This is a genomic window from Bradyrhizobium sp. LA6.1, from assembly GCF_040547805.1.
Lineage (GTDB): Bacteria > Pseudomonadota > Alphaproteobacteria > Rhizobiales > Xanthobacteraceae > Bradyrhizobium > Bradyrhizobium barranii.
On record NZ_JBEPQK010000013.1, the window covers coordinates 243216 to 263060 of the forward strand.

Below are 19845 nucleotides of genomic sequence, written 5' to 3' on the forward strand. Positions count from 1 at the left end.
TCCCCACAGCTCGGGATCACTTGCCAGTGATCTGCGCCAGCTTCTTTGGCATAGACGGGACTGGCAGCAGATCCGCGCGCCGGGCTTCCGCGCTCGCCTTGGTGTGCTTGTACCGGTCCGCCGAGTCCGGGTCCTTCCAGCGGCCGGTTCGCGTCAGGCCGTAGGTATCGAGCCCACCATAGCGGTGCATCCAGGTGCCGTAGGTGTGGCAGAAGATGTGGAAGCCGCGCATGCGCTTGGGCAGAACTACGCCGGCCCGGTCCAGCGCCAGGTAGAGCATCTTGTAGAGCCGGCCGCCCTTGCAGAAACGAAAGAGCTTCTCGTCTGGTTGACGCTCAAGGAAGGGCACGCCAGCGCCCGCTCTGTCGCGGCCGGCAGCACCATTCGCCAACACCACTCCCGAGGCCTTGCGCGGCCTCACAGGACGCGGGGGCTGTTTCCGGAAAGCTTCCACCACGATCGGCGGCAGATGCACCGGGCGGGGCTCGCTGTTCTTTGTGGCACCGAGATAGAGCAGCGCCTGGTCGAGCCGGACGCCGCGGAGCAGGGCTTCCTCGGTGGCATCACCTAGCCGCATGCCGGTGTAGAGCAGGGTCAGGCAGAACAGTCCAAACTCCGGCTCGATAATGTAGGCTTCGCGTATCACTGCAAACGCCTGATCCGGCTCGAGCCACTCGGTCGCTTTGCTTCCGCGCCAGCCTTTCGGCCGGCGGATCTTGCGCTCAATGCCGGCGTGCTTCAGTACGGCCGAAACGGGCGTGTGAAATTGCCGGTTGAGCGTGGTGGCCGGGGCGAGCGGATAGACACCGCGGGCTGCGTTGTCGATCGCGATCTGATCGATTTTGGCGAGTGGCATGTCCCGAAGTGCGTGCGGGCCGGTAGCCTCGATAATCTTGCTGAGAAACTTGGCCTCGCCGCCGGCCTTGAGGTACGCGAGCGCGGCATCCGCAAAGGTCGGGGGCCGCGGGGCCTCGACTACCTCCGGAGCGGGACGATAGTCCCCGCGCTCGATGGCGTCCTTGATGTCCTTGAGGATCCGCTTGGCGACCCGCAGTTCAGGAGTACCCGCAGTTCGTTCAACGTAGATTCCGAGGTAGGTGCCCCGGATCGTGTAGTTCGGGCTCTTGCCTTTGCGCGGCGGTCGGAGGCTGAGGGGCATGGTTTTGACAGCGCGTCCTTGAGGCGGGCCAGGTCCTCGGGGAAAAAAAGCTTCCGCCGGCCTATCGTCCGGTAAAATGGGTGCGTGTGCAAGAAGTCTTGGAAATAGCGGCGAGAGACCCGAAAATAGGCTGCCGCCTCGTTCAGGGTTTTCGGTGGATCGATCACGGTAGCTTCCATAGGACAACGACTACGGCGGTGACTAGGGCAGCCAGCACGCCGACCCCGCAGGTGATCCACTGTGCGCGCAAGATCGTCTTCCGAGCGCGAATTTGGTCGGCCCGACTCTCCATCATGGAATGGGTCAAGAGGTCGAGCTTGAGATGGACCGGATCCTGACTTGCTGGCGCGGCGGGCTCTTGGGTCATGCGCGAGATCCTGCGGCAAGTAATCGGTTAGCAGCCTCGTAAGATTCGGCAATCATCTTCCAACGATCCCGCTGCGCCGTAACTTGGTGCTGAGCGCGCTCAGAGAGGTCTGCCTGAGCGGCCGATCGAGCGGCATTCGTTAGAGCCGCGTCGCGTGTCTTCTCCGCTGCAGCCAGGCTGAGTGTGAGAAGAGCGATCGTGTCGCGAAGCTCTTGGAGCTCCTTAATGACGTCGCGGCGAATGATTGGCGGACGCGACTGGCCCGGGGCCAGAGCCGGCGCGTCCGCCTGCGATCCGATGTCAACGGGGGGAGCTGACATCGGAATCCTATCGGCCTTTCGCCAGACGTGCCGCGAGGCGTTTGCTGAGCGAAGACACCTGATATGGGTTCAGATCATATTGGTACTCAGGCTTTGCTCGATCGAGGCGCGTGAGAAGCCGAATAAAATCCGCGGCCAGTTTGCAGTCTTGGAGCGATGCAAGTCTGACTGAACAAGCCTCAAAGAGAAGCGATGAGAGCAAGAAGCGGCGTGCGCCGGCATCAACACGAAGGGCCCACAAGCCAGACGTGCGCTGATCCTCGAGAATGGCTTTCGTCTCCTGATGAAGCCGTTCCAACTTGAAGAGCTTTTGGCTCTTCAGATAGAGGATGTTGGCATGTCCCTGACCGCTGGCCTGGGCATCCTTGATCCAGTCGTCATAGAAGCGAATGATTTCGCGTGGAAAACTGGTTTCCCGACCGGACTGGTTCAATTGAATGCTTGGATAAGGAAGCTTTTGATTGACAGGCAACAAGGCTTCTTTTTGCTTGAGGCGTTGCTGGGCCTTTACGAAATCTCGATATGCTTTCTGCGCATCAGCGAACACGACGGCTGCTGATGTGCTCGCACGCGCCTTGCGCACGGAGCGCAGAAGCGCAGTGCTGCGCGCCATCTTTTCCTTGTAGAAGAGATCATGAAAAACGACCTGCTTCTTCAGCGCCGTGCTCGGCTCGGGATATTTGATCGGCGGTGCAGCGATGACCGGCGGCACGCTCGAAATGGGGCGCGCTGCGAAGTCAGTTTTGGAAGATCTAGGCCGGAAAAAGACAGGCGGCGTTGCTGAAGTTTGAATCGCAGTCATTGCTCGTACTCCTATCTGGCCTGAGCATGAAACTTGGCGATCGCGTCCCCAATGTTTCGCATCATGAATTTCAACTGGCCTTCGCCGGGCGCGAAAAATACGCTGCGCATTTCATCTCGTCCGGCGTAGGCCATGAGTTCGACGGCCTCGGTCAGGCTGGTGGGTTGATAGTTCACGATTGCGTCTTCGGCCGCCGTCCAGGCGCGGTGCGCCTTGTTCAGCATCCGCTTGGCGTGAGCGAGGCCGGGAGGCTTGGCCCGGTCGCGGGCGGCCTCCTGAGCGTCCCAGTCCGCCAGCAGAGAGGCGGATCGAGCTTCGACCTCTGCGCGGTCCTCGGCTCGATCAGCGCCCGCGAGAGCGGCGGCCTGGTTCTTCTCGATACTTTCGCGCGAATGGTAGAACCAGTCTGACGCCGGCATATCCAAGTCCGGCTCGCCGTCGCGGATGAGTTTGGAGGCGCGCGTGACGCCGCCCTTTACCTTCGGCCCAGCGCCAGCGGTCCGCCGAAATTGATCGCTCAGCCGGTCCTCAAGGGTCGACCACCTCTCGACTTGGGCGACAGCCGCGTTGAGCTTGTCGATGAGGGCCGCGAGATGATTGCTCTTCGGCTTGAGACCCCGCACGGCGGGGCTGCTAGTGGGGAGAACGAGGTTCGGATGACGATCGTCTGGTGAAGCAATCATTGCGGTTGGCCCCGTCGTGGTGAGTGACGAAACCATCGTGCATTAATTCATCGTTCGCGTAAAGTCATTTCGTGAATTAATTCACTATTTGTGATCGAATAGGAGCCAGTTCAGGACGTCTGTGGTGTCGCCTCGGATGACATTCTGGACTACGCCAACCACTCTAAACTCGTCATTGCCGCCATATTTATCGATAAAAACGCGTTCAATCAAAGGCCTACCGGCGCCGCGCTCTTTTTTGCCGGCGAAATGATCTTCGTAATGAGCGCTGACCAGCTCCCAGCCGGGGACGCCATCGCGCCGTCGGCGGATCAACCTTGCCGTATGCTCTACCTTAAAAGCGTCCTTTGATCGGCGCTCGACTATCACGGGGCCGGCGCCGTAGTCCGCCTCGGGGCGTACTTCGATGTATCGCTCGACATCAGCCTCGTCGGTCTTCAAACAAAACAAGATATCGCCGTTCTCCGCGATCATGTTGGCGCTTGCGTCCCTCACGACATACGCGAAGCATTCCTTGGATGATTTGATGGTGTGTGTAAGGTGAAGCGGGCCATATTCCATGTAGTTGAATGGCGCCGGGTCGATCCATACCCCTGCCGCTACATCCCCTATGACGAACGTAAAATTGTATCCGGCTTCGTGAAGGCCCATAGGGGCGGGCCTTTCCCCTGGCTTGTAAATTGCAGGCTGGTGGGCCTCGGTCAGTGTCAGGTCGACAGTGCTCTTCGAATCAAGAAAAGGCGCGGGGCTTATGCCCGTAAAGTCAGCAATCTTCTGAAGCGTTGACATCGAGAGCTTAAACTTATGCTCTGGATCGTTCAGCGCTCGAGTCAAAGTGGAAGCGGAGATGCCGGCCTTTCGAGCCAGGGCACCGGGTTTGAGGTTATTTTCCTCGAGGACGTACCGGACGTAGGCGAGGGCAGCAGCATCAAAATTCATTGCCGCACCATATACCGAGAATTTATGCACTATATGATGCATTAATTCACTTTTATGAGTTGCATTGCATCGATGTTTCGTGATTAAATGCACGTCTCATGTTGATCCCCGAGCAACTCTTCGCAATTGAAGGCCGTCTGAGGGCGGCCAAAGTTCCATTGGTGCGCGTGTTCGCGTCGGCCGGCATTGATCGGTCGACTTGGAGCCGATGGCGCTCGGGCACAGTCAGCCCAACTCTAAGAAAATGGGCTGCGGTCAAGGATGCGGCAAACGCTCTTGCCCCTAATGCACCGAGTACCGCATCGCTCGATAGTACAGCGGACCATGACGCTGGATCATCTCAGCGTCCCACGCTCGAAACCGAACAATCGCCGCCAACTGATCAAGATCCCGAGGCCGATGCTCCGGGAGTTTCGCGCGGTGTCTCGTCTTCATCCGAACAATCCTCGATCGCGACGGAGAAATCCGGCGCCGAATAAACGTTCGCGGACCCGACGTCGGCAAAACTGAACGGTCCGCGATCAGAGTGTCCGTAGCGTAAGCGTAACGATCGCCCCGTGCTCTCCTGGAAACAGGAGTGGCACGGATGCGATCGGAAAAATCCGACAAGGCGTCGGAGGTCAGACAAATGGGGCGTCAGACGACTGTGAGTGAGGCGTCGCTGCTACTGCGAGAGATCGCAGGTACTCGCGGCGCCGGCGAATCGATCAAGGGCGTCCTGAACCGGCTTCATAGGAAGCTGGTCCAGTGGTCGCCAGGTCGCGTTCGAGACGTTTGGTACGCGGATGCGCGCGTGCGCCTTCGCGCCGAAGAAGTGGAACAACTCCGCGCGCTTGCTAAGCCGTCGAGACCTGGGCGAACGTTTCGCTGCGTCGGCCTGCCTCCATGTGGCCGCTCAAGGGTGATGATGAGACTTTCCGGACGCCTGAGAAGGTTTCCTATGAGCGCATCGAGTTTCGCGTTCGCTATTCCGACGATGTCGCTGACCTGTCGCCGCTGGACCGCGTCATTCATCCGGCATTGACGGCTGAGCAGGCCGTCGACCCGAGCTACGTCATCCCGACACGATCAATTTTTGACGTGCTGGGCACCCTAGAAATCGACCGCCGCAGGGGCATCAGAATCATCACCCAGCGACGCGCGGACGTGACCTCGTAAATTCACCCCGAAAGGAACGACAATGGCCGATCTTTCCATCACTGCCGCAAACGTGCTTCCCGGCGCCGGTGCCGTCACCGAGGACGGCCTCGCCGGCGCCACCATCACCGCCGGCCAGGCCGTCTACCGCGATACGGACAACAGCTACAAACTGGCGGACGCAGACGCCGCATCGGCGCTGATCCGCACTGCGCGCGGTATCGCGCTCAATGGCGCGGCTGCCGGCCAGCCGTTGAAGATCCAGAAGTCGGGCGAGATCACGATCGGCGCCACGTTGACCGGCGGCACGACCTATTATCTGTCGGGCGCCGCCGGCGGCATCTGTCCGCTCGCTGACGTCGGCACCGGTGAATATTTCCACATCGTCGGCATCGCCAAGTCGACGACCGTCATGCTCCTGGCTCTCGCCTATTCGGGCGTGTCGGGCTGATGAAGGACATCCGCCCAGCGCTGCGTTCTCTCTTGCTGGGCGATGCCGGTGTCGCAGCACTGGTCGGGACGAACGTTTACCCGATCCGGCTGCCGCAGGGCGTGAAGGTCGCGAGCGTGGTCTACACCCGCGTTTCCGGCGACACCGACTACAAGATGGAAGGCGCCTCCGGGTACGCGCGCTCGCGCATGCAGATCGACGCCTGGGCACCGACGGCGGACGCCGCCACGGCGCTCGCGAACAAGGTCAAGGACTGCCTGAGCGGCTTCAGCGGCGCGGTGGGCAATCCTTCGGTCTTCATCCAGGGGGCGTTCTGCGCCGATGAGCGCGAGCAGTACGATGATATCGTGCAGCTTTATGGCGTGAGCCGGGACTATTTCATCCATCATGAGGAACTTTGATGGCCGCTTCAGTCGTCACCATCACGCTTTCCGTCAGGCTGCCGTTCTGGTGGCGCGCATACGTCGGCGCGCTGAAGTTCTTCAATGACGTCGGCGCGCTCAATGTTAATCCTGAGGTCGCCGCAGCCTTCATCTGCCGTCACACCACCGTGCGGTGCGGAAAATGGCGCGGCAAACTTTCAAAATAGAAGGCCTCGCCGAACTCGACGAGGCGCTCACCGAGCTGCCAAAGGCGACGGCCCGCAATGTGATGGCGCGAGTTCTGAAAGAGCAGGGCCAGCCGATCAGGGATACGGGCGAGCGTCTGGCTCCTCGACGCAAGGGCGGTCTGAAGGCTTCCTACACGATCGGCACGAAGCTTTCCCGTAGGCAGAAGAGCCTGAACCGGAAAGAGAGCGACGTCGAGGTCTACATCGGGCCGGGCCCGGCCGCGAAGTCGGTCCAAACGGAATTCGGCAACGCGCACCAGGCGGCGCACCCGCACCTCAGGCCGGCGTTCGACGGCAACGTTATGAAGGTGCTCAACGGCATCAAGGACAGTCTGGCGGTCGAGATCGAAAAGGCGCGCGCGAGGCTGGCCAAGAAGGCCGCGAAACTCGCCGCAAAGATCGCGGCCGGACTGTAATTCGTTTCCCCAATCCCGCCGGGGCGTGTCGCGGGGGCCAACAATCTGACATGGAGATATCGCGATGACCACGCAGGCGCGCATTGGTTACGGCACGCTGTTCAAAACCGGCAACGGCGCAGTCCCGGAAGTCTTCACCACGCTGGCCGAGGTGACCGCCATCACGCCGCCGGCGATCGCGCGTGATACGGTTGACGCCACGCACGAGGAAAGTCCCGGCGCGTGGCGCGAGTTCATCGCGGGCCTGAAGGACGGCGGCGAGGTCTCGCTCGAGCTGAACTTCCTTCCCGGCGGCACGGCCGCGGCGGCGATGATGGCCGAGCTCGACCTTGACGGCCCGCTCGCCAGCAAGAACCGCCAGATCTTGTTCCCGGACGGCTCCTATTTCTCGTTCGCCGGCATTCTGACGGCCTTCGAGCCCGACGCGCCGATCGATGACAAGATGTCCGCCTCGGTGACGTTCAAGGTCAGCGGCAAGCCCTCGCTGGTGCAGGCGTAACGCATGGCAAATCCGTCTCGAGCTGAAACCTGCATCGCCTCTCAGTACGGCGTCGGGGATGGCTATCACGGAAAGCGCGCCGCGAACGGCTCGATCTTCAACACCTACGCGACCAGCCCTTACACGGTGGCGCACAAGACGCACCGGTTCGGAACGGTGCTCAGGATTACGAATCTGGCCAACGGGCGCTCCATCTCGGCCGTGGTGACCGATAGGGGCCCGTTCGTCAAAGGCCGCTGTGTGGACCTCGGACGGGCGGGGGCGAGCGCGATCGGCATGAGCGGCACTGCGTGGGTTTCGGTCGAATGAACCACGCCACCGGCCGCAAAATGGTGTGGCCAATCTACTTGAACGGCCACCCGGTCGTTCGTTGCTTCCTACCTGGCAGCATGACCTGAAGGAGAACTGACAATGGCTGATCGCTTCGCTGGATACGGCAATGGCTTGGATTCGCCGGCGGTAAAAATCGCTCAGGTATCGAGCGGTGTCGACCTTCCGGCCGGACCGTGCCGCTGTCTCCTGGTCGGCACCGCAGGCACGGCTACCGTGATCGATTCCGAGGGGAATACGGCCACTAATATCCCGTTGCAGGCCGGCTACAACCCGTTGCGCGTCACCAAGGTCACGTTCGGCTCCACTGCCGACGTCTGGGCTCTGTACTGAGATGTTGGGCCTCGGTCTTTCGCTGACCGGTCGGGCGGCCCTTGGGCGGGCGAGCAGGCCCGCAATCTCAGTCCCGGCTACCAATCTGAAGGCGGTTTACTCCGTCATGAGGGTGGCGGGCTGGACGGGAAGCTGCATCAGGGTGCAGCGCGCGTCCGACAGCACTCAGATGGATATCGGCTTCGCCGGGAATGTCGTTGACAAGGCGGCGGCGGATACCTTCGCGTCCGGCTCTGCTCTGACCATCGCCAAGGTCTATGACCAATCCGGCAACGGTCTCGATCTTGTCCAAGCGACTGACGCCAACCGGCCGATCTTCTCCTCGCTGAACGAGTGGGCGGGTATCCGGCCGATCACCTTCGACACGTGGCCGCAGAGTGCGGTCGCGAAGTGGCTAGATACGCCCTTGTTGTCCGGCCTCAACCGCCAAGCCATCAGCGTCTACATGATGATGGTCGACCACTGCCCCAACCAGCAGAACCTTATCTGGGAGGGCTTTTCTGACACTGGTTTCGCCACCTCGAATTCATTCCTACTTGGCTCCGGCGGCGGTCTTGGTGTGAATTTCGGCAGCCTGATCTTCAATACGTTCTTCCCGCGCAGCCATTTGCAGACGATCACGACCGTATGCGGCGGCTCCAATGTTCGCGCGCGGTTGGATGGCGTCGAGCGCACCTTCGCGACTGGCGCGATCTCGTCGTCGGCAATCCAAGGCATGCGGTTCGGCAAGAGCTCGCTCAACAATCAGTACAATTCGCAGAACGATGTCTTCTGCATCGCGATCTATGCGCAGGCCGATGGTGCTGCGGCAAACCTGGTCGTCGAGAGCGCGCTCAATGCCTCGTTCAATCCCGATCGCGCGGGTACCATCAACTGGAACTACCGTCTCGTCGAGGACGGCAATTCGCTGATGAGCGGCGTCGGTGCGGCCTCGCTGCAAAGCGCGGGCTGGCAAGGCGGATTCGGCCGCGGGCCTCAGGGCGACGTCCGCACGTGGGAATATTACAACATGGGGCTGGCAGGTCAGACGCTTGCCACCGCCTACACCAACCGCGCGCGTGTGCTCGGCCTGTTTGATGCGACCAAGTCGAGGAACGTTCTCCACGTCATAGATCCGACCAACGATATCGGCGTCATCACCTATAGCAGCACGGCCGATGCCCAGACTGGCAACACGGTCTCTGCGCAGAACCTCTACAACAACTATTTCCTGCCGTATGTGGTGGCCGCGCAGGCGGCTGGGTTCACCAAGATCGTCACATCGACGATCCTCCCGTGCACTAACTTTAACGTCGGAGCGGGAAATTTCAGGGGCGATTGCCGCAACTACTATAATTCGCTGCTGACCGGCGGCGCCGGTGCGAACGGCTACGTGGTTGCCGATATCGGCTCCATCTCGCAGCTGCAGAACACGGCCGACCTGAGCTATTTCCTGCCTGACGGCATTCATCTGACGGCAGCGGGATACGCGCTGGTCGAGGCGGTCCGGAAACCGCTAGAAATTGCCTAGCTGGCGCCTCCCTCAGGTGCTTTCCGTATTAGGGCGTGCACTCATAAAGGAGCAGACGTCGGCTTTTGGGGTCTAAGTAGAAATTCTTTGCTCAATCAGAAATCGCCGCTTCTGACCCACAACGGACTTCCGGAACGACCATCGCACTACATTGAGTTGGGAGTTGTAACAACGAGCTGTGGTAGTCAAGCACTAGATAGATGTCGCGGTCGAGGCGGTCGTCCGGCACGATCGAGGGCGAGGAACGCATACGCTATTCCGATACGACAAGGGCGAGAGACGGCCCCGGCTCCAGGGGGGTCAAGGGGGTAAGCCGGGGGCCGCTCCGCCAGCTCTGGCAGCGAGCCAGCGACGACTCAAATATTCGCCCGCACTTTTGGTTCCTTTCCGAGCTGAAGGGGGCGCTGTCCGTATTTAACCCAGTGTCACCAGTGTCATAAGACTGATTTTAACGGGGGCTAACATGGTATAAGGCAAGCCAGCGGGGAGCGCTCCTATGACCCGCGCGGGCAACAAGAAGGTTGAGTCATTTGATCAACATTGCTGAGTGCCAAGAACATGCTGACCACTACAAGAGTCTTTCCGGCGCGATCGGTATTTCCAAGGATCGCGCCGCCGTCCTGAAAAACATTGCCCGAACTTATGTGGGTTTGGCCGGCCAACTGGATAGACTAGCTTCCCTCTCGAGGAACGAGCAGAGGTAGGTGCCGGCCTGCTTCCGGCCCCAGCCGCCTAGTTTCATTTGGGCGTGGCCTGTTTTACGAAAAGAACAATTTGAGGTCGGCGTCGTTCTGGTCTGATGAGACGGTACTATTTTGATCTCAGAGAGGGTGACGAGATTTTTCCGGATGAGGAAGGTCTGGAACTCTCGACCATAGAGAAGGTGCAAGAAGAGGCGGCTCGCTCAATGGCCGATATGGCTCGAGATGCCGTCCGCGCTGGGGGGCGGTAGCCGACAGCTGTCGATTGAAGTCCGGGATGACAGCGGTCCGGTGCTCCAGCTCAAATTCACATTCGAGGTCGAACGGCGCAGGCATTGAGGCCGCCGTAATGGGCGCCCTGTTCGAATTTCGCGGTGGCTTAAGTTCGTTCTAGTGTGGGAACTGTTCTTACCTTTCCTCGTTTTGGAGTCATCTTAACTGCTCAAGGAGCCGCGCCATGGGAGAGCGCCGCAGAGTGAAGCAAACCCGTTCCCTTGAAGAACGAATGGCCGAGCAGGCCGCCAAGCTCAAAACGATGGCCGATCGGTTGCCGGCTGGGGCCGAGCGCGAGGCGCTCCTAAAGCGAGTCAGAATCGCCGAGATCGGCGCCCATATAACTGACTGGCTGCGCTCGCCTGGCTTGCAGCCGCCCAAATAAGACTTCGAAACAAATGTTCACTTTGATACTTAGGAACATCGACACGCCACGAGGTGATTCGATGCTCCAAACGATTTTGATTATGGCAGGACTCGGTACCGCGCTGATCGGCATCATAGTCATCGTATTCGAGTGGCGCGCGTTGGGCGGGTATTGGAGCCTTAAGAGGCGGCCACCCGAAAATTTCACAACGGACGCGAAGTAGGCCTCCTCATTGGAGGCCGTATTTCTCGTCCTATTTGCGAGTGAGCAGATCTTCACCGGGCGGCATCAGCTTCACGTATGTGCCGCTTTCGTGCTTCGATAACCAGCCGCGATCGACGGCGTGTTTGAGCCCCGCGCCGAACTCGCTGCCGCTGCCCTTCAGGTTGAACATGAACGGCGCGTTGATCCGCTCGATGTAGATGCGGCCGTCCTGGACAGCTTCGACGCTCGCTGCGAGCTCAAGGAGCTTGCGCGCAGCCGCCTCCGGGTCCGCATAGGGTCTTTCTTCGGTGTGCTTCATCGGCGTGTCCCATTGGCCGCCTGCGCGGCATAGATGTGAGCGCGGTGCGGGTAGCTCTCGGCTGGTTTCCAGCTGTCGAATGTCGTCCCGCAGACGCAGCGCATAAGTGTGCTTCGGATTTCGCTGTCGAGCTTCTCGCCCCGCGCCCGCTTGGCCGCAACCTCGGCCCGCCAGTCGCGATCGTGGCGCCATTCGGCGAAGGCAGTGTCTGGGATGGTGGGCCGCAGATCGGACCACGCGGTCTCGAAAACCTCGCGCGCGGCTTCGAAGGTGGCGGCTATGCCACTTGGCCATGTGCCTGGCTCCATGCCGGGATAGAAGCCGATCGACCAACCCCACTGATCAGCGTGGACAGGCACGCCGGCGCGCGCGCAGATCGCGCCGATCCGAACATCGGTGAAGTAGATATGCCAAGTCTCCTCGTGCGGATTGTCACTGCGGCGGCGGGTAAGGGCGGCTTCGTTGCTCATGGCGAGAGGATAGGCGCTCGTCGGATGCCGAGCCAGCCGCTGCGCCTTGCGCACCGGCCTAGGTCAGCCCCCAGCGGTTGGTCAATAGGCGTGCGTAAGCGTGCTTAAATGGTAGCGCGTCTTAGCGCTCGTTCCTCATCTATGGACCCTAATAAACCTATTTATAACGCCTATTCAGGTCCCTTACAGGACGCTTGCTTGATCGCAACGTTCGTGGCTTCGCACTGGCCCTTTCGCGCGGCCTTCTCTGCCTCACACTGCGCTTTCTTGATCGTGTACAGCTGATTCTGCGCAGCCTTTGCCGCCTCGCAAGCAGGATCATTTCCGCGGACTTGGCACTTATTGAACACTGAGACCATGCACTTATTGCATTCGCGCTCGTCACGTAAAAGTTCGCAGCTTATACTTTGCGCCAACGCGTTACAGTCGACCGGTTGAATGGTGACACAAGTAGGCTGGTCTTGTGCAAGGGCAGCCGCAGCGACGAGCACAGATATGAAGAAGCCGAAGACAATTCTTAACATTGGAGCCTCTACTTTGCAGTTGCGCATTTAGCTGCCAGGCTTAGCTGCTCTGTAGATTTTCTCGTCTCTTCCTTTGCCGCCTTTTCGAGCTCCTTCACCTCATTCGATAATTTCGTTACAGCTGCTTGCGTACTTTGCGTCTGCTTTTGAAGTGCTGTCGATTGAATTTGCGACTGCCTTGCCTCGATCTGCGATCGGATGATTTCAGACTTCGAATCAAAGTTCGCCGCGTTCATCTGGTGGGTAAGGCGACATTCGAGCTCGGACACGGTAGCCTGCGTGGCAAAATATGAGATCACCCACGCCACACCTGAAAATATCGCACCCGCTACGGCAATGACGACACCAATAGCTTCCTTGTATTCTCCTATCCGACTGAGCACAGTTCGTTTCGGGGTGCGATCGCCCGGCTGCGGCGTCCCCTCTGGCTCGATGTCCTTGCTCAAAATGATCTCCTTAAACGGGATATCTTTCTCCCTGCATCCCAAAATTGCAACAGCAAATCTCGCTTAGCGCTGGTCACGATGTAATTCGCCTTTGGCCCCCCTTCGGGCTTCGTGCGCTTGGCGACAATGTAGGCGAATAGGCGGATACCGCGAGTACAAGCCCTAGATGCGGACGCTCCTCGACGCTCAGCGACGCTGTCGGAAATTTCCGAGCTCTAGAGGCTTGCGCCGATCACTATCCTGATAAACCATGTCGCCCTTTGCTCATACAGCTTGCACATGGCCTCATCCCTTCGATTTTACCTCTTTGCTGAAGACGGGCTTAAGCGCATTTCGCAGCGCGTGATGATGGCGCTGGTGCACGCCCAGGACGCGATGCCCCAATATGCCGGCACGAAGCAGAAGATCGCTAACGCAATTCTCGAGATGGACAACGGAAAACCCGTTCGCATTGAGCGCGTAGAGGGGAGTTTTCTGACGTTCGATGAGAACGGACAAGTTCACAAGGGCCTTGTCACCTCGGGCTTTGCGGCCATGGACACGGGTCTTGCACTGCAACAGGTTCTTCGAAAACCGGTAGGAAAGGTCGTCGACCTCGCTCCGAAGCTTAATCGCGAGAAGTGGGAACGCGAGAACCGGTGGACTCTCGCTAAGGAAGATCTGGACGCTATCGCGGACGATATCTGGCGCAAGCGTAATCGGGAGTCTCGCATCGAGCAGGCGAAAGGGGCTGCTCCCAAGCCCCCTAGGGTGACCTACGAAGCGAAGGAAGCGGTGCGTGAAATTCAGAGCCTCGTCACGAGCATTGACAACAAGCTGAGGTGGCTAAGCGAAATCGATCTTAAAGGCTTTGCTTTCGAAGCTGGCGAGGTTTCGAAGGGCGATACAAGCCGGCCAGTCTGGCTCGGCGTCGCTCAGCTCGCGGATCAGTACCGTGAGAGACTCGCCCGCCGCCGCACTGGTCGCGGGACGTGGTATGCGGTCCTGCACGTCATGCGCTGGGACACGATACGGCGTGCCGCGGAGACTACCGCGTCGTTCCACAAGCGGTGCGGCTCAAAGGCTGAGGCGGAAGAGGCAGCCAGGGCCCTGCTAGTCGAGCATGCCAAGGATTTCAGCGGGGAGATCTCAATCGAAGCTGAGGTTCTTTGCGATCTCGAATGGGATGAAGAAGAAGACGTAAGGCTGCTCTGAGTCAGAACGTGGCACGAACAAATTCCCCTGAATTTCCCCGCCTGTTGCTGCTTAGTTCTGCCCTCCAGTGCCTTTAACCGCCAGATGCGCGATAGGGCACGACGCGGAAAAGCTCTATGATTTAAAGGGTTTTAATGGTGGGCGCACAAGGGATCGAACCTTGGACCTCTCCCGTGTGAAGGGAACGCTCTCCCGCTGAGCTATGCGCCCGGGACCATCATGCCGACGGCCGGACTTTCGGCCGGCCGGCACATCGGAGCCCGCGATTTAGAAGTGCGGGCCAAAGGTGTCAAGTTTCCAGGCGCCTTGAGGCCGGAAAACCTTCCGTCAAACACGCAATCGCAGGCGAAACCGTGGTTTGGGGCGCTTATGCGCCCTGCTGGCGGGCGCGGGAGGCGTGGGCCTGGAGCGCGCGGATGCGCTCGGCGAGCGTTCCGCCGCCTTCGGGTAGGGTGATTGCGGTCGGGCCATTGCCGGCGGCGTCATTGGCCGGGCGCGGCGCCGGTTTCGGGGGCTGGCCGGCCTCGGCCGCCAGCAGGGCCTCGATCGGCGAGTTCGGGCCTTCGAGCTGCATCGCGAGCTTGGCAACCTCGGCGGCGATGTCGTTGATGCGTTCGCGCAGCAGCGCATTCTCCATGCGCTCGGTCGCCCAGGAACTCTCCGCCTGCTGCTGGATCGCATTGATGTCGCGCTGGAGCTTGGCGCGCTCGTCGCGCGCGGTGCGCAGCTGCTCCTCCAGCGCGGTCTTTTCCGCGCGGAGCGATTCGAATGCCGCCGACGACTTGCCGCCGCTCAAGCCGGCGATCTCGACGCGCAGCTCCTTGATGATGCGATCATTGCCCTCATTGGCCTGGCGGAGCTGGTTGTTCTCGTAGTCGCGCTCGGCGAGCAGCTTGCCCTGCGTGGCGAGGCGGCCTTCGAGATCGGCGACGCGGCCCGACAGCATCTCGGCCTCTTTGACCTGCACGATCAGCTGGCGATCGAGCTCGGTGACGCGCTGGCTCAGATTCTCGACACGGCCGCGCGCATCGCCGAGCTCGCGGGAGGCGGTCTCGGATTCGGTCCGCTCCTGCGCCAGCCGCGCCTGCGTGGCGGCAAATTCCTTCTCGGCGTCGCCGACGCGATTTTTCAAGTTCTCGATCTGCGCGCGCACCGCGACCAGCTCGACCTGCCGGCTCTCCGCCATCATCGAGCGATCGGACAGCTCGGAATTGATTTTTGCGAGCTCGCCCTGCTTGTCGGTCAGCGCATTCTCGGCGGCGCGCAGGGCGTCGGTCTTGGTGTTGAATTCCTCTTCGGTGGCGCGGAGCTGCTCCTTCACCGCCTTCTCGCGCGCCTCCAGCGCGAAGATCGTGGCGTTCTTCTCGCCGAGCTCGATCTTCATGCGGTTGATGGCGTCGCTCTTCTTGCCGAGCTCGGCGAGCTGGCTCGTGGTCTTGTTCTTGAGCTGGTCGACGCTCATCTCGAGCCGCCGCGCCGACATGGCGAATTCGGCGCGGAGCTGGTCCTTGTCGGCCTGGATCTCGGCCATCGACAGGGGCGTGGCGGCCTCGAGCCGGCGCGTGGTCAGGCGGACCGCGCGGTTATGCACCAGCGGCACGATGGCAAGCCCGCACAGCATCGAGAGCAGGAAGCCGATCGCCAGGTACATGATCGGTTCGACCATGGGGCCAGAACTCCGAAAGCAAGGAAAAATTTACCAAAGACAATGCATGGCGGGCCGGCAAAAAGCCAGCCCCGCCCTGTTGTTAACGTGAATCCGGAATCGGACCCGAGGAGGGAGCCCTAGAGCATGATCCGGGCCCGAAGGGCCGCGTCAGCGCAAAGTGCGCAGCGGCTTTCCGGAAAGATCATGCTCGAACAACAATCTAAAGCGCGATCGCGCTTTAGAACGGGTTCCAAGTCGCGCGCGGGGTGAATTTCAAATAGCCGATATTGGCGCCCAGCCGTAGCCCGAGGCCCGAGCGGATCGGCACCAGCACGATGTTGTTGGCGGTGAGCGCCGTCATGCCGAAGCCGCCGATGATATAGGCCGAGCCGTCGATGCCGGCGAAGCGCTGGTAGATCGCGTTGGTGGCGGGCAGGTTGTAGACCAGCGTCATGGTGCGCGCGCCGTCGCCGCCCCAGTCGAAGCCGAGCGAGGGGCCCTGCCAATAGACGCGCAGGTCGCCGGCGTTCTTGGTGTAGAGCGTGCCTTCGCCGTAGCGCAGGCCGGCAACGAAGGCGCCGGACCCTTCCTCACCCAGGATATAGCCGTTGGGCAGGCCCCACTGGCTGACGGCCTTCTCGATGATCGAGGCGAGCCCGCGCGAGACGTTGCCGAAGAAGCGGTGGCCGGCGGTCACGAGTTCGTCCGGCCCATAGGTGCTGGGTGACGGGCTCCGCTGCGGCGGCGGCAAATTGGGCGGCGGCGGCTGCTGGGCGGAGGCCGGGACGATCCAGCCGACCAGCGCGGCAAGCGCGACCGCAGCAAGGCGTGATGCGAAAGTCATAAAAGAACCCCTGGTATCGAATCCCGCCGCTTCCTTAACCTGACGCCAACAGGCACGGCTCTAGGTTGCGCCGGATGTCCCCTCGACTCGGATGTTATCCGCAGCAACTATGACGGCACAACGGCAGGAAGATAGCCCTTTGCGCCCCGGAATCGCCTTGATCCGCTTTCTGGTCTGCCTGCTGGCCGGCATTTGGATCGCTTGCGCAGGTTTGCCGGCCGAGGCGGCCACCACCGAGCGGATCGTCGTCAACCGCTTCAGCGGCGTGGCGATCGAGGGGTTCGACCCCGTCGCCTATTTCGTCGATGGCGCGGCCGTGCAGGGGACGGCCGAGTTCGAGGCGAACCTCTGGGGCGCGGTCTGGCGTTTCCGCAACGAGGGCAACCGGGCGTCCTTCCTGGCCCATCCCGAGATCTATGGACCGCAGTTCGGCGGGTACGATCCGGCCGACATCGCCCGGGGCGTGGCCGTCGCCGCCAATCCCCGCTTCTACGTGATTTCGGCGCAGCGGCTCTATCTGTTCAGCCGGGAGGCCAACCGCGATGCCTTCGCCGCCGACCCGGAGCGCTTCCTCTATGAGGTGCTCAAGCGCTGGCCGGCGCTCCAGGATCAGCTTAGTCAATAACAGCTCAGTCAGTAGCAGCCTGCCGCCCGCGGATCGCCCCAGGCGATGAACTCCGGGATAATGAAGCCGGTGTCGCCGCGCTGGCCGAATCGGAGCTCGCCACCCTTGCCGTCGGTGACCTTGCCGCCGGCCGCCGTCACGACCGCGCAGCCCGCCCCGACATCCCATTCGCAAGTGGGTCCGAAGCGGGGATAGATGTCGGCGCTGCCCTCCGCGATCCGGCCGAATTTCACCGCTGAGCCGACCGTCTTCCTGACTGCATTGGGCCGGCCGTCGATGAACGCTTCGCTTCTGAGGTCGCCATGGGAACGGCTCACCGCCGCGATCCAGGGCTCGCCCTGCGTCGGCAGCGTGCGGGTGCGGACCGGTTCGGCAGCACCGATGCTCGTGCCGTCGAACCTGACGCGCTCGGCGCCGCGGCCGACGATGCCGCGCCAGAGCAGGCCGAGCGCGGGCGCGGCTACGATGCCCAGCAGCGGCACGCCTTCGGTCACGAGGGCGAGGTTGACGGTGAACTCGTCGCGGCCGGCGACGAACTCCTTGGTGCCGTCGAGGGGGTCGATCAGGAAGAAGCTGTCGCGGAATGGCGGCGATGCGAGCTGGGTCCGCTCTTCCGACAGCGTCGGCACGTCGCCCGCAAGCTGCGCCAGGCCGTCAGCGATGATGCGGTCGGCGGCGAGATCGGCCTCGGTGACCGGCGAGCCGTCCTGCTTGCCATCGACCCGCATCGCTGCGCGGTTGACCGCGAGGATTGCTTCGCCCGCCTTCACCACCAGCGCGGTGAGCGGCTCCATCAGGTGGGAGGCGGCCGGGCCGTCGATGATCCGCTTCACCTGCATGCCTCATTCATCGGCAATTCCATCCTACTCGACTGATTCGCTGCGGCTTTAGGGCCGCTTCGAGCCGATCGCAAGCTAGCTGCCACGGGCTTGCGAATGTTAGAACCTGCGGCATTCGTCAAGCATGCGTGATTCGCCGCGTCCGCGCCGTGCAATTCCAGGAACCCTTTATGTCTGACGCTTCGTCACCCGGTACCGCTACCGCTCCAGATGCGCTCGAACTCGCCGCGCTCCTGTGCTCGCGGGTCTGCCACGATCTCATCAGCCCTGTCGGCGCCATCGTCAATGGGCTCGAAGTGCTCGACGACGATCCCAAGCCCGAGGATCGCGAGTTCGCGCTCGATTTGATCCGCAAGAGCGCGAAAACCGCCTCCGCCCGCCTCCAGTTCTGTCGCCTGGCCTTCGGCGCGGCCGGCTCGTCCGGCGCGCAGATCGATCTCGGCGACGCCCAGACCATGGCGCGCGGCCATATCGAGGACGGCAAGTGCTCGATCACCTGGAATCTGCCGCGGCTCTTGCTGCCGAAGAATCGCGTCAAGCTACTGCTCAATATGCTGGTTGTTTCCCAGCACACGATCCCGCGCGGCGGCATGTTGACGATCGATCCGATCGGTGACGGCGAGACCATGAGCTTTCGCGTCACCGCGACCGGTCATAATGCGCGCCTGCCGCAGAACATCTCCGAACTCCTGAGCGGGGAGCGCGGCCCGGCCGCGGATGCGCACGCGATCCAGCCTTATTATACGCGGCTGTTGGCAGAGGCTTGCGGGCTCACCGTGAGGCTCGCGCACGAAGGCGAAGCGATCACCATTACCGCGTCGTAAGCGCGCCGCCGCCCTCAAACGTTAATCGAATCTTTACAAGGCGCTTCGGCTTGTCCGGAGCGCCTTATCTCTTTGTTGGTTCCGTTCTTTTGCACATACTCAACCATTATTAAACGCTTTGCGGTGAAGCTGGCCCCATTCCGAAATGGCGCATCACAAGTCGTGCGCGCCCTCCCTGTATGAAGGCCTGTTTTCATGGATGATCTGTTGCGGGAGTTTTTGACGGAGACCAGCGAGAGCCTGGACACCGTCGACAATCAGCTGGTGAAGTTCGAGCAGGAGCCGAACAACGCCAAGATCCTGGATAACATCTTCCGCCTGGTCCACACCATCAAGGGCACTTGCGGCTTCCTCGGACTGCCGCGGCTTGAAGCGCTGGCACATGCCGGCGAGACGCTGATGGGCAAATTCCGCGACGGCATGCCGGTGACCGGGCAGGCCGTGACGGTGATCCTGTCCTCGATCGACCGCATCAAGGAGATCCTCGCAGGCCTCGAGGCGACCGAAGCCGAGCCTGAGGGCACCGACCGCGATCTCATCGACAAGCTGGAAGCGATGGTCGAGCAGGGCATGGCGGCAATGGCCGCTGGGGCCGCTGCTCCTGTCGCCGAATCTCCGCCACTGGCGCCTGAAGCCCCTGTTGCTGCTGCGCCTGCGCCCGCAAAGGAGATGACGCAGGGCTCGCTGATCGACCAGACCCTGGAGCGTCCGCTGCGTCCGGGCGAAGTCTCGCTCGACGAGCTCGAGCGCGCCTTCCGCGAGACCGCGATCGAAGCGCCGGCTCCTGTCGCCAAGGCCGAGCCCGCGCCGGCTGCTGAAGCTCCCGCGCCCGCCGCCAAGGAAGCTGCGAAGCCCGCCAAGGAAAAGGCCGCGCCGAAGAAGTCGACGGCCGACGAGAATGCAGGCGAAGGCGCCAGCATCGCCAACCAGTCGATCCGCGTCAACGTGGATACGCTGGAGCATCTGATGACCATGGTCTCCGAGCTGGTCCTGACCCGCAACCAGCTGCTG

Annotated in this window: 25 protein-coding genes and 1 tRNA gene; 15 read left to right on the forward strand and 11 right to left on the reverse strand. The window is 61.4% G+C overall.

What is annotated here, in order from left to right; translation table 11 throughout:
* Window positions 1-16 precede the first annotated feature (16 nt).
* The 4 genes from ABIB99_RS28875 to ABIB99_RS28890 form a co-directional block, all read right to left on the reverse strand.
* Window positions 17-1159, reverse strand: a complete 1143-nt coding sequence (locus ABIB99_RS28875) for a site-specific integrase (protein ID WP_354178691.1) — start codon at window positions 1157-1159, stop codon at window positions 17-19.
* Window positions 1160-1853: 694 nt separating this feature from the next.
* Window positions 1854-2648 carry a hypothetical protein gene (locus ABIB99_RS28880; RefSeq protein ID WP_354178693.1) on the reverse strand — a complete coding sequence of 265 codons (795 nt, stop codon included), beginning with the start codon at window positions 2646-2648 and terminating at the stop codon, window positions 1854-1856.
* 11 nt (window positions 2649-2659) lie between these two features.
* Window positions 2660-3271 carry a hypothetical protein gene (locus ABIB99_RS28885; RefSeq protein WP_354178695.1) on the reverse strand — a complete coding sequence of 204 codons (612 nt, stop codon included), beginning with the start codon at window positions 3269-3271 and terminating at the stop codon, window positions 2660-2662.
* Between the two features lie 144 nt (window positions 3272-3415).
* Window positions 3416-4270, reverse strand: coding sequence for a helix-turn-helix domain-containing protein (locus ABIB99_RS28890; protein WP_354178697.1), 855 nt, complete (start codon window positions 4268-4270; stop codon window positions 3416-3418).
* Window positions 4271-5155: 885 nt separating this feature from the next.
* On the opposite strand from ABIB99_RS28890, the gene ABIB99_RS28895 reads away from it, so the two are divergent.
* The 11 genes from ABIB99_RS28895 to ABIB99_RS28940 all read left to right on the forward strand — a co-directional run bounded on the left by ABIB99_RS28895 (window position 5156) and on the right by ABIB99_RS28940 (window position 10915).
* On the forward strand, window positions 5156-5428 hold the full coding sequence (locus ABIB99_RS28895; protein WP_354178699.1) for a hypothetical protein: 273 nt from the start codon (window positions 5156-5158) through the stop codon (window positions 5426-5428).
* A gap of 22 nt (window positions 5429-5450) precedes the next feature.
* Window positions 5451-5858: a hypothetical protein gene (locus tag ABIB99_RS28900; RefSeq protein WP_354178701.1), complete on the forward strand. Its 408-nt coding sequence runs from the start codon at window positions 5451-5453 to the stop codon at window positions 5856-5858.
* Window positions 5858-6259, forward strand: coding sequence for a DUF3168 domain-containing protein (locus tag ABIB99_RS28905; protein ID WP_354178703.1), 402 nt, complete (start codon window positions 5858-5860; stop codon window positions 6257-6259). Before ABIB99_RS28900 ends, ABIB99_RS28905 begins: the two co-directional genes overlap by 1 nt.
* Entirely contained in the window at window positions 6259-6447 is a 189-nt protein-coding gene (locus tag ABIB99_RS28910; RefSeq protein ID WP_354178705.1) for a hypothetical protein, read from the forward strand. Before ABIB99_RS28905 ends, ABIB99_RS28910 begins: the two co-directional genes overlap by 1 nt.
* Window positions 6423-6884: an HK97-gp10 family putative phage morphogenesis protein gene (locus ABIB99_RS28915; protein ID WP_354178707.1), complete on the forward strand. Its 462-nt coding sequence runs from the start codon at window positions 6423-6425 to the stop codon at window positions 6882-6884. Before ABIB99_RS28910 ends, ABIB99_RS28915 begins: the two co-directional genes overlap by 25 nt.
* A 64-nt stretch (window positions 6885-6948) precedes the next feature.
* Window positions 6949-7383 carry a phage tail tube protein gene (locus ABIB99_RS28920; RefSeq protein WP_354178709.1) on the forward strand — a complete coding sequence of 145 codons (435 nt, stop codon included), beginning with the start codon at window positions 6949-6951 and terminating at the stop codon, window positions 7381-7383.
* A 3-nt stretch (window positions 7384-7386) separates the two neighbouring features.
* On the forward strand, window positions 7387-7692 hold the full coding sequence (locus ABIB99_RS28925; RefSeq protein WP_354178711.1) for a septal ring lytic transglycosylase RlpA family protein: 306 nt from the start codon (window positions 7387-7389) through the stop codon (window positions 7690-7692).
* 102 nt (window positions 7693-7794) lie between these two features.
* A complete protein-coding gene (locus ABIB99_RS28930) occupies window positions 7795-8046 on the forward strand; it encodes a spike base protein, RCAP_Rcc01079 family (RefSeq protein WP_354178713.1) in 252 nt (83 codons plus the stop codon).
* A 1-nt stretch (window position 8047) separates the two neighbouring features.
* Window positions 8048-9556: an SGNH/GDSL hydrolase family protein gene (locus ABIB99_RS28935; RefSeq protein WP_354178715.1), complete on the forward strand. Its 1509-nt coding sequence runs from the start codon at window positions 8048-8050 to the stop codon at window positions 9554-9556.
* Between the two features lie 799 nt (window positions 9557-10355).
* A complete protein-coding gene (locus tag ABIB99_RS44515; RefSeq protein ID WP_502917517.1) occupies window positions 10356-10508 on the forward strand; it encodes a DUF6894 family protein in 153 nt (50 codons plus the stop codon).
* Window positions 10509-10714: 206 nt separating this feature from the next.
* Window positions 10715-10915: a hypothetical protein gene (locus tag ABIB99_RS28940; RefSeq protein ID WP_247346258.1), complete on the forward strand. Its 201-nt coding sequence runs from the start codon at window positions 10715-10717 to the stop codon at window positions 10913-10915.
* A 235-nt stretch (window positions 10916-11150) separates the two neighbouring features.
* On the opposite strand, the gene ABIB99_RS28945 is transcribed toward ABIB99_RS28940, so the two are convergent.
* The 3 genes from ABIB99_RS28945 to ABIB99_RS28955 all read right to left on the reverse strand — a co-directional run bounded on the left by ABIB99_RS28945 (window position 11151) and on the right by ABIB99_RS28955 (window position 12860).
* Window positions 11151-11420 (reverse strand): hypothetical protein, encoded by a 270-nt coding sequence (locus tag ABIB99_RS28945; RefSeq protein ID WP_354178717.1) that lies wholly within the window; start codon window positions 11418-11420, stop codon window positions 11151-11153.
* A complete protein-coding gene (locus tag ABIB99_RS28950; RefSeq protein WP_354178719.1) occupies window positions 11417-11944 on the reverse strand; it encodes a hypothetical protein in 528 nt (175 codons plus the stop codon). Before ABIB99_RS28950 ends, ABIB99_RS28945 begins: the two co-directional genes overlap by 4 nt.
* 478 nt (window positions 11945-12422) lie before the next feature.
* Window positions 12423-12860, reverse strand: a complete 438-nt coding sequence (locus ABIB99_RS28955) for a hypothetical protein (RefSeq protein ID WP_354178721.1) — start codon at window positions 12858-12860, stop codon at window positions 12423-12425.
* A gap of 279 nt (window positions 12861-13139) precedes the next feature.
* Between ABIB99_RS28955 and ABIB99_RS28960 the strand changes: the two genes are divergently transcribed.
* Window positions 13140-14054 carry a hypothetical protein gene (locus tag ABIB99_RS28960; RefSeq protein ID WP_354178723.1) on the forward strand — a complete coding sequence of 305 codons (915 nt, stop codon included), beginning with the start codon at window positions 13140-13142 and terminating at the stop codon, window positions 14052-14054.
* Window positions 14055-14189: 135 nt separating this feature from the next.
* Here the strand turns inward: ABIB99_RS28960 and ABIB99_RS28965 are convergent.
* From ABIB99_RS28965 to ABIB99_RS28975, 3 genes are all read right to left on the reverse strand, one after another.
* Window positions 14190-14264: transfer RNA gene (locus ABIB99_RS28965), tRNA-Val, on the reverse strand.
* Between the two features lie 157 nt (window positions 14265-14421).
* Complete coding sequence (locus ABIB99_RS28970; protein WP_354178725.1) at window positions 14422-15720, reverse strand: coiled-coil domain-containing protein; 1299 nt, start codon at window positions 15718-15720, stop codon at window positions 14422-14424.
* Between the two features lie 220 nt (window positions 15721-15940).
* Window positions 15941-16546 (reverse strand): DUF1134 domain-containing protein, encoded by a 606-nt coding sequence (locus ABIB99_RS28975; RefSeq protein ID WP_028151234.1) that lies wholly within the window; start codon window positions 16544-16546, stop codon window positions 15941-15943.
* A 139-nt stretch (window positions 16547-16685) separates the two neighbouring features.
* Here ABIB99_RS28975 and ABIB99_RS28980 point away from each other — a divergent pair, with 139 nt between their 5' ends.
* The gene (locus ABIB99_RS28980) at window positions 16686-17171 is read left to right on the forward strand and encodes a YHS domain-containing (seleno)protein (protein ID WP_354178727.1); all 486 of its coding nucleotides are present in this window, start codon (window positions 16686-16688) and stop codon (window positions 17169-17171) included.
* Between the two features lie 8 nt (window positions 17172-17179).
* On the opposite strand, the gene ABIB99_RS28985 is transcribed toward ABIB99_RS28980, so the two are convergent.
* Entirely contained in the window at window positions 17180-18010 is an 831-nt protein-coding gene (locus ABIB99_RS28985) for a 3'(2'),5'-bisphosphate nucleotidase CysQ family protein (RefSeq protein ID WP_354121247.1), read from the reverse strand.
* 170 nt (window positions 18011-18180) lie between these two features.
* Between ABIB99_RS28985 and chpT the strand changes: the two genes are divergently transcribed.
* Complete coding sequence (gene chpT, locus ABIB99_RS28990) at window positions 18181-18834, forward strand: histidine phosphotransferase ChpT (protein WP_063985400.1); 654 nt, start codon at window positions 18181-18183, stop codon at window positions 18832-18834.
* 195 nt (window positions 18835-19029) lie between these two features.
* The coding region (locus tag ABIB99_RS28995) for an Hpt domain-containing protein (RefSeq protein ID WP_354178730.1) at window positions 19030-19845 on the forward strand (816 nt) is incomplete at its 3' end.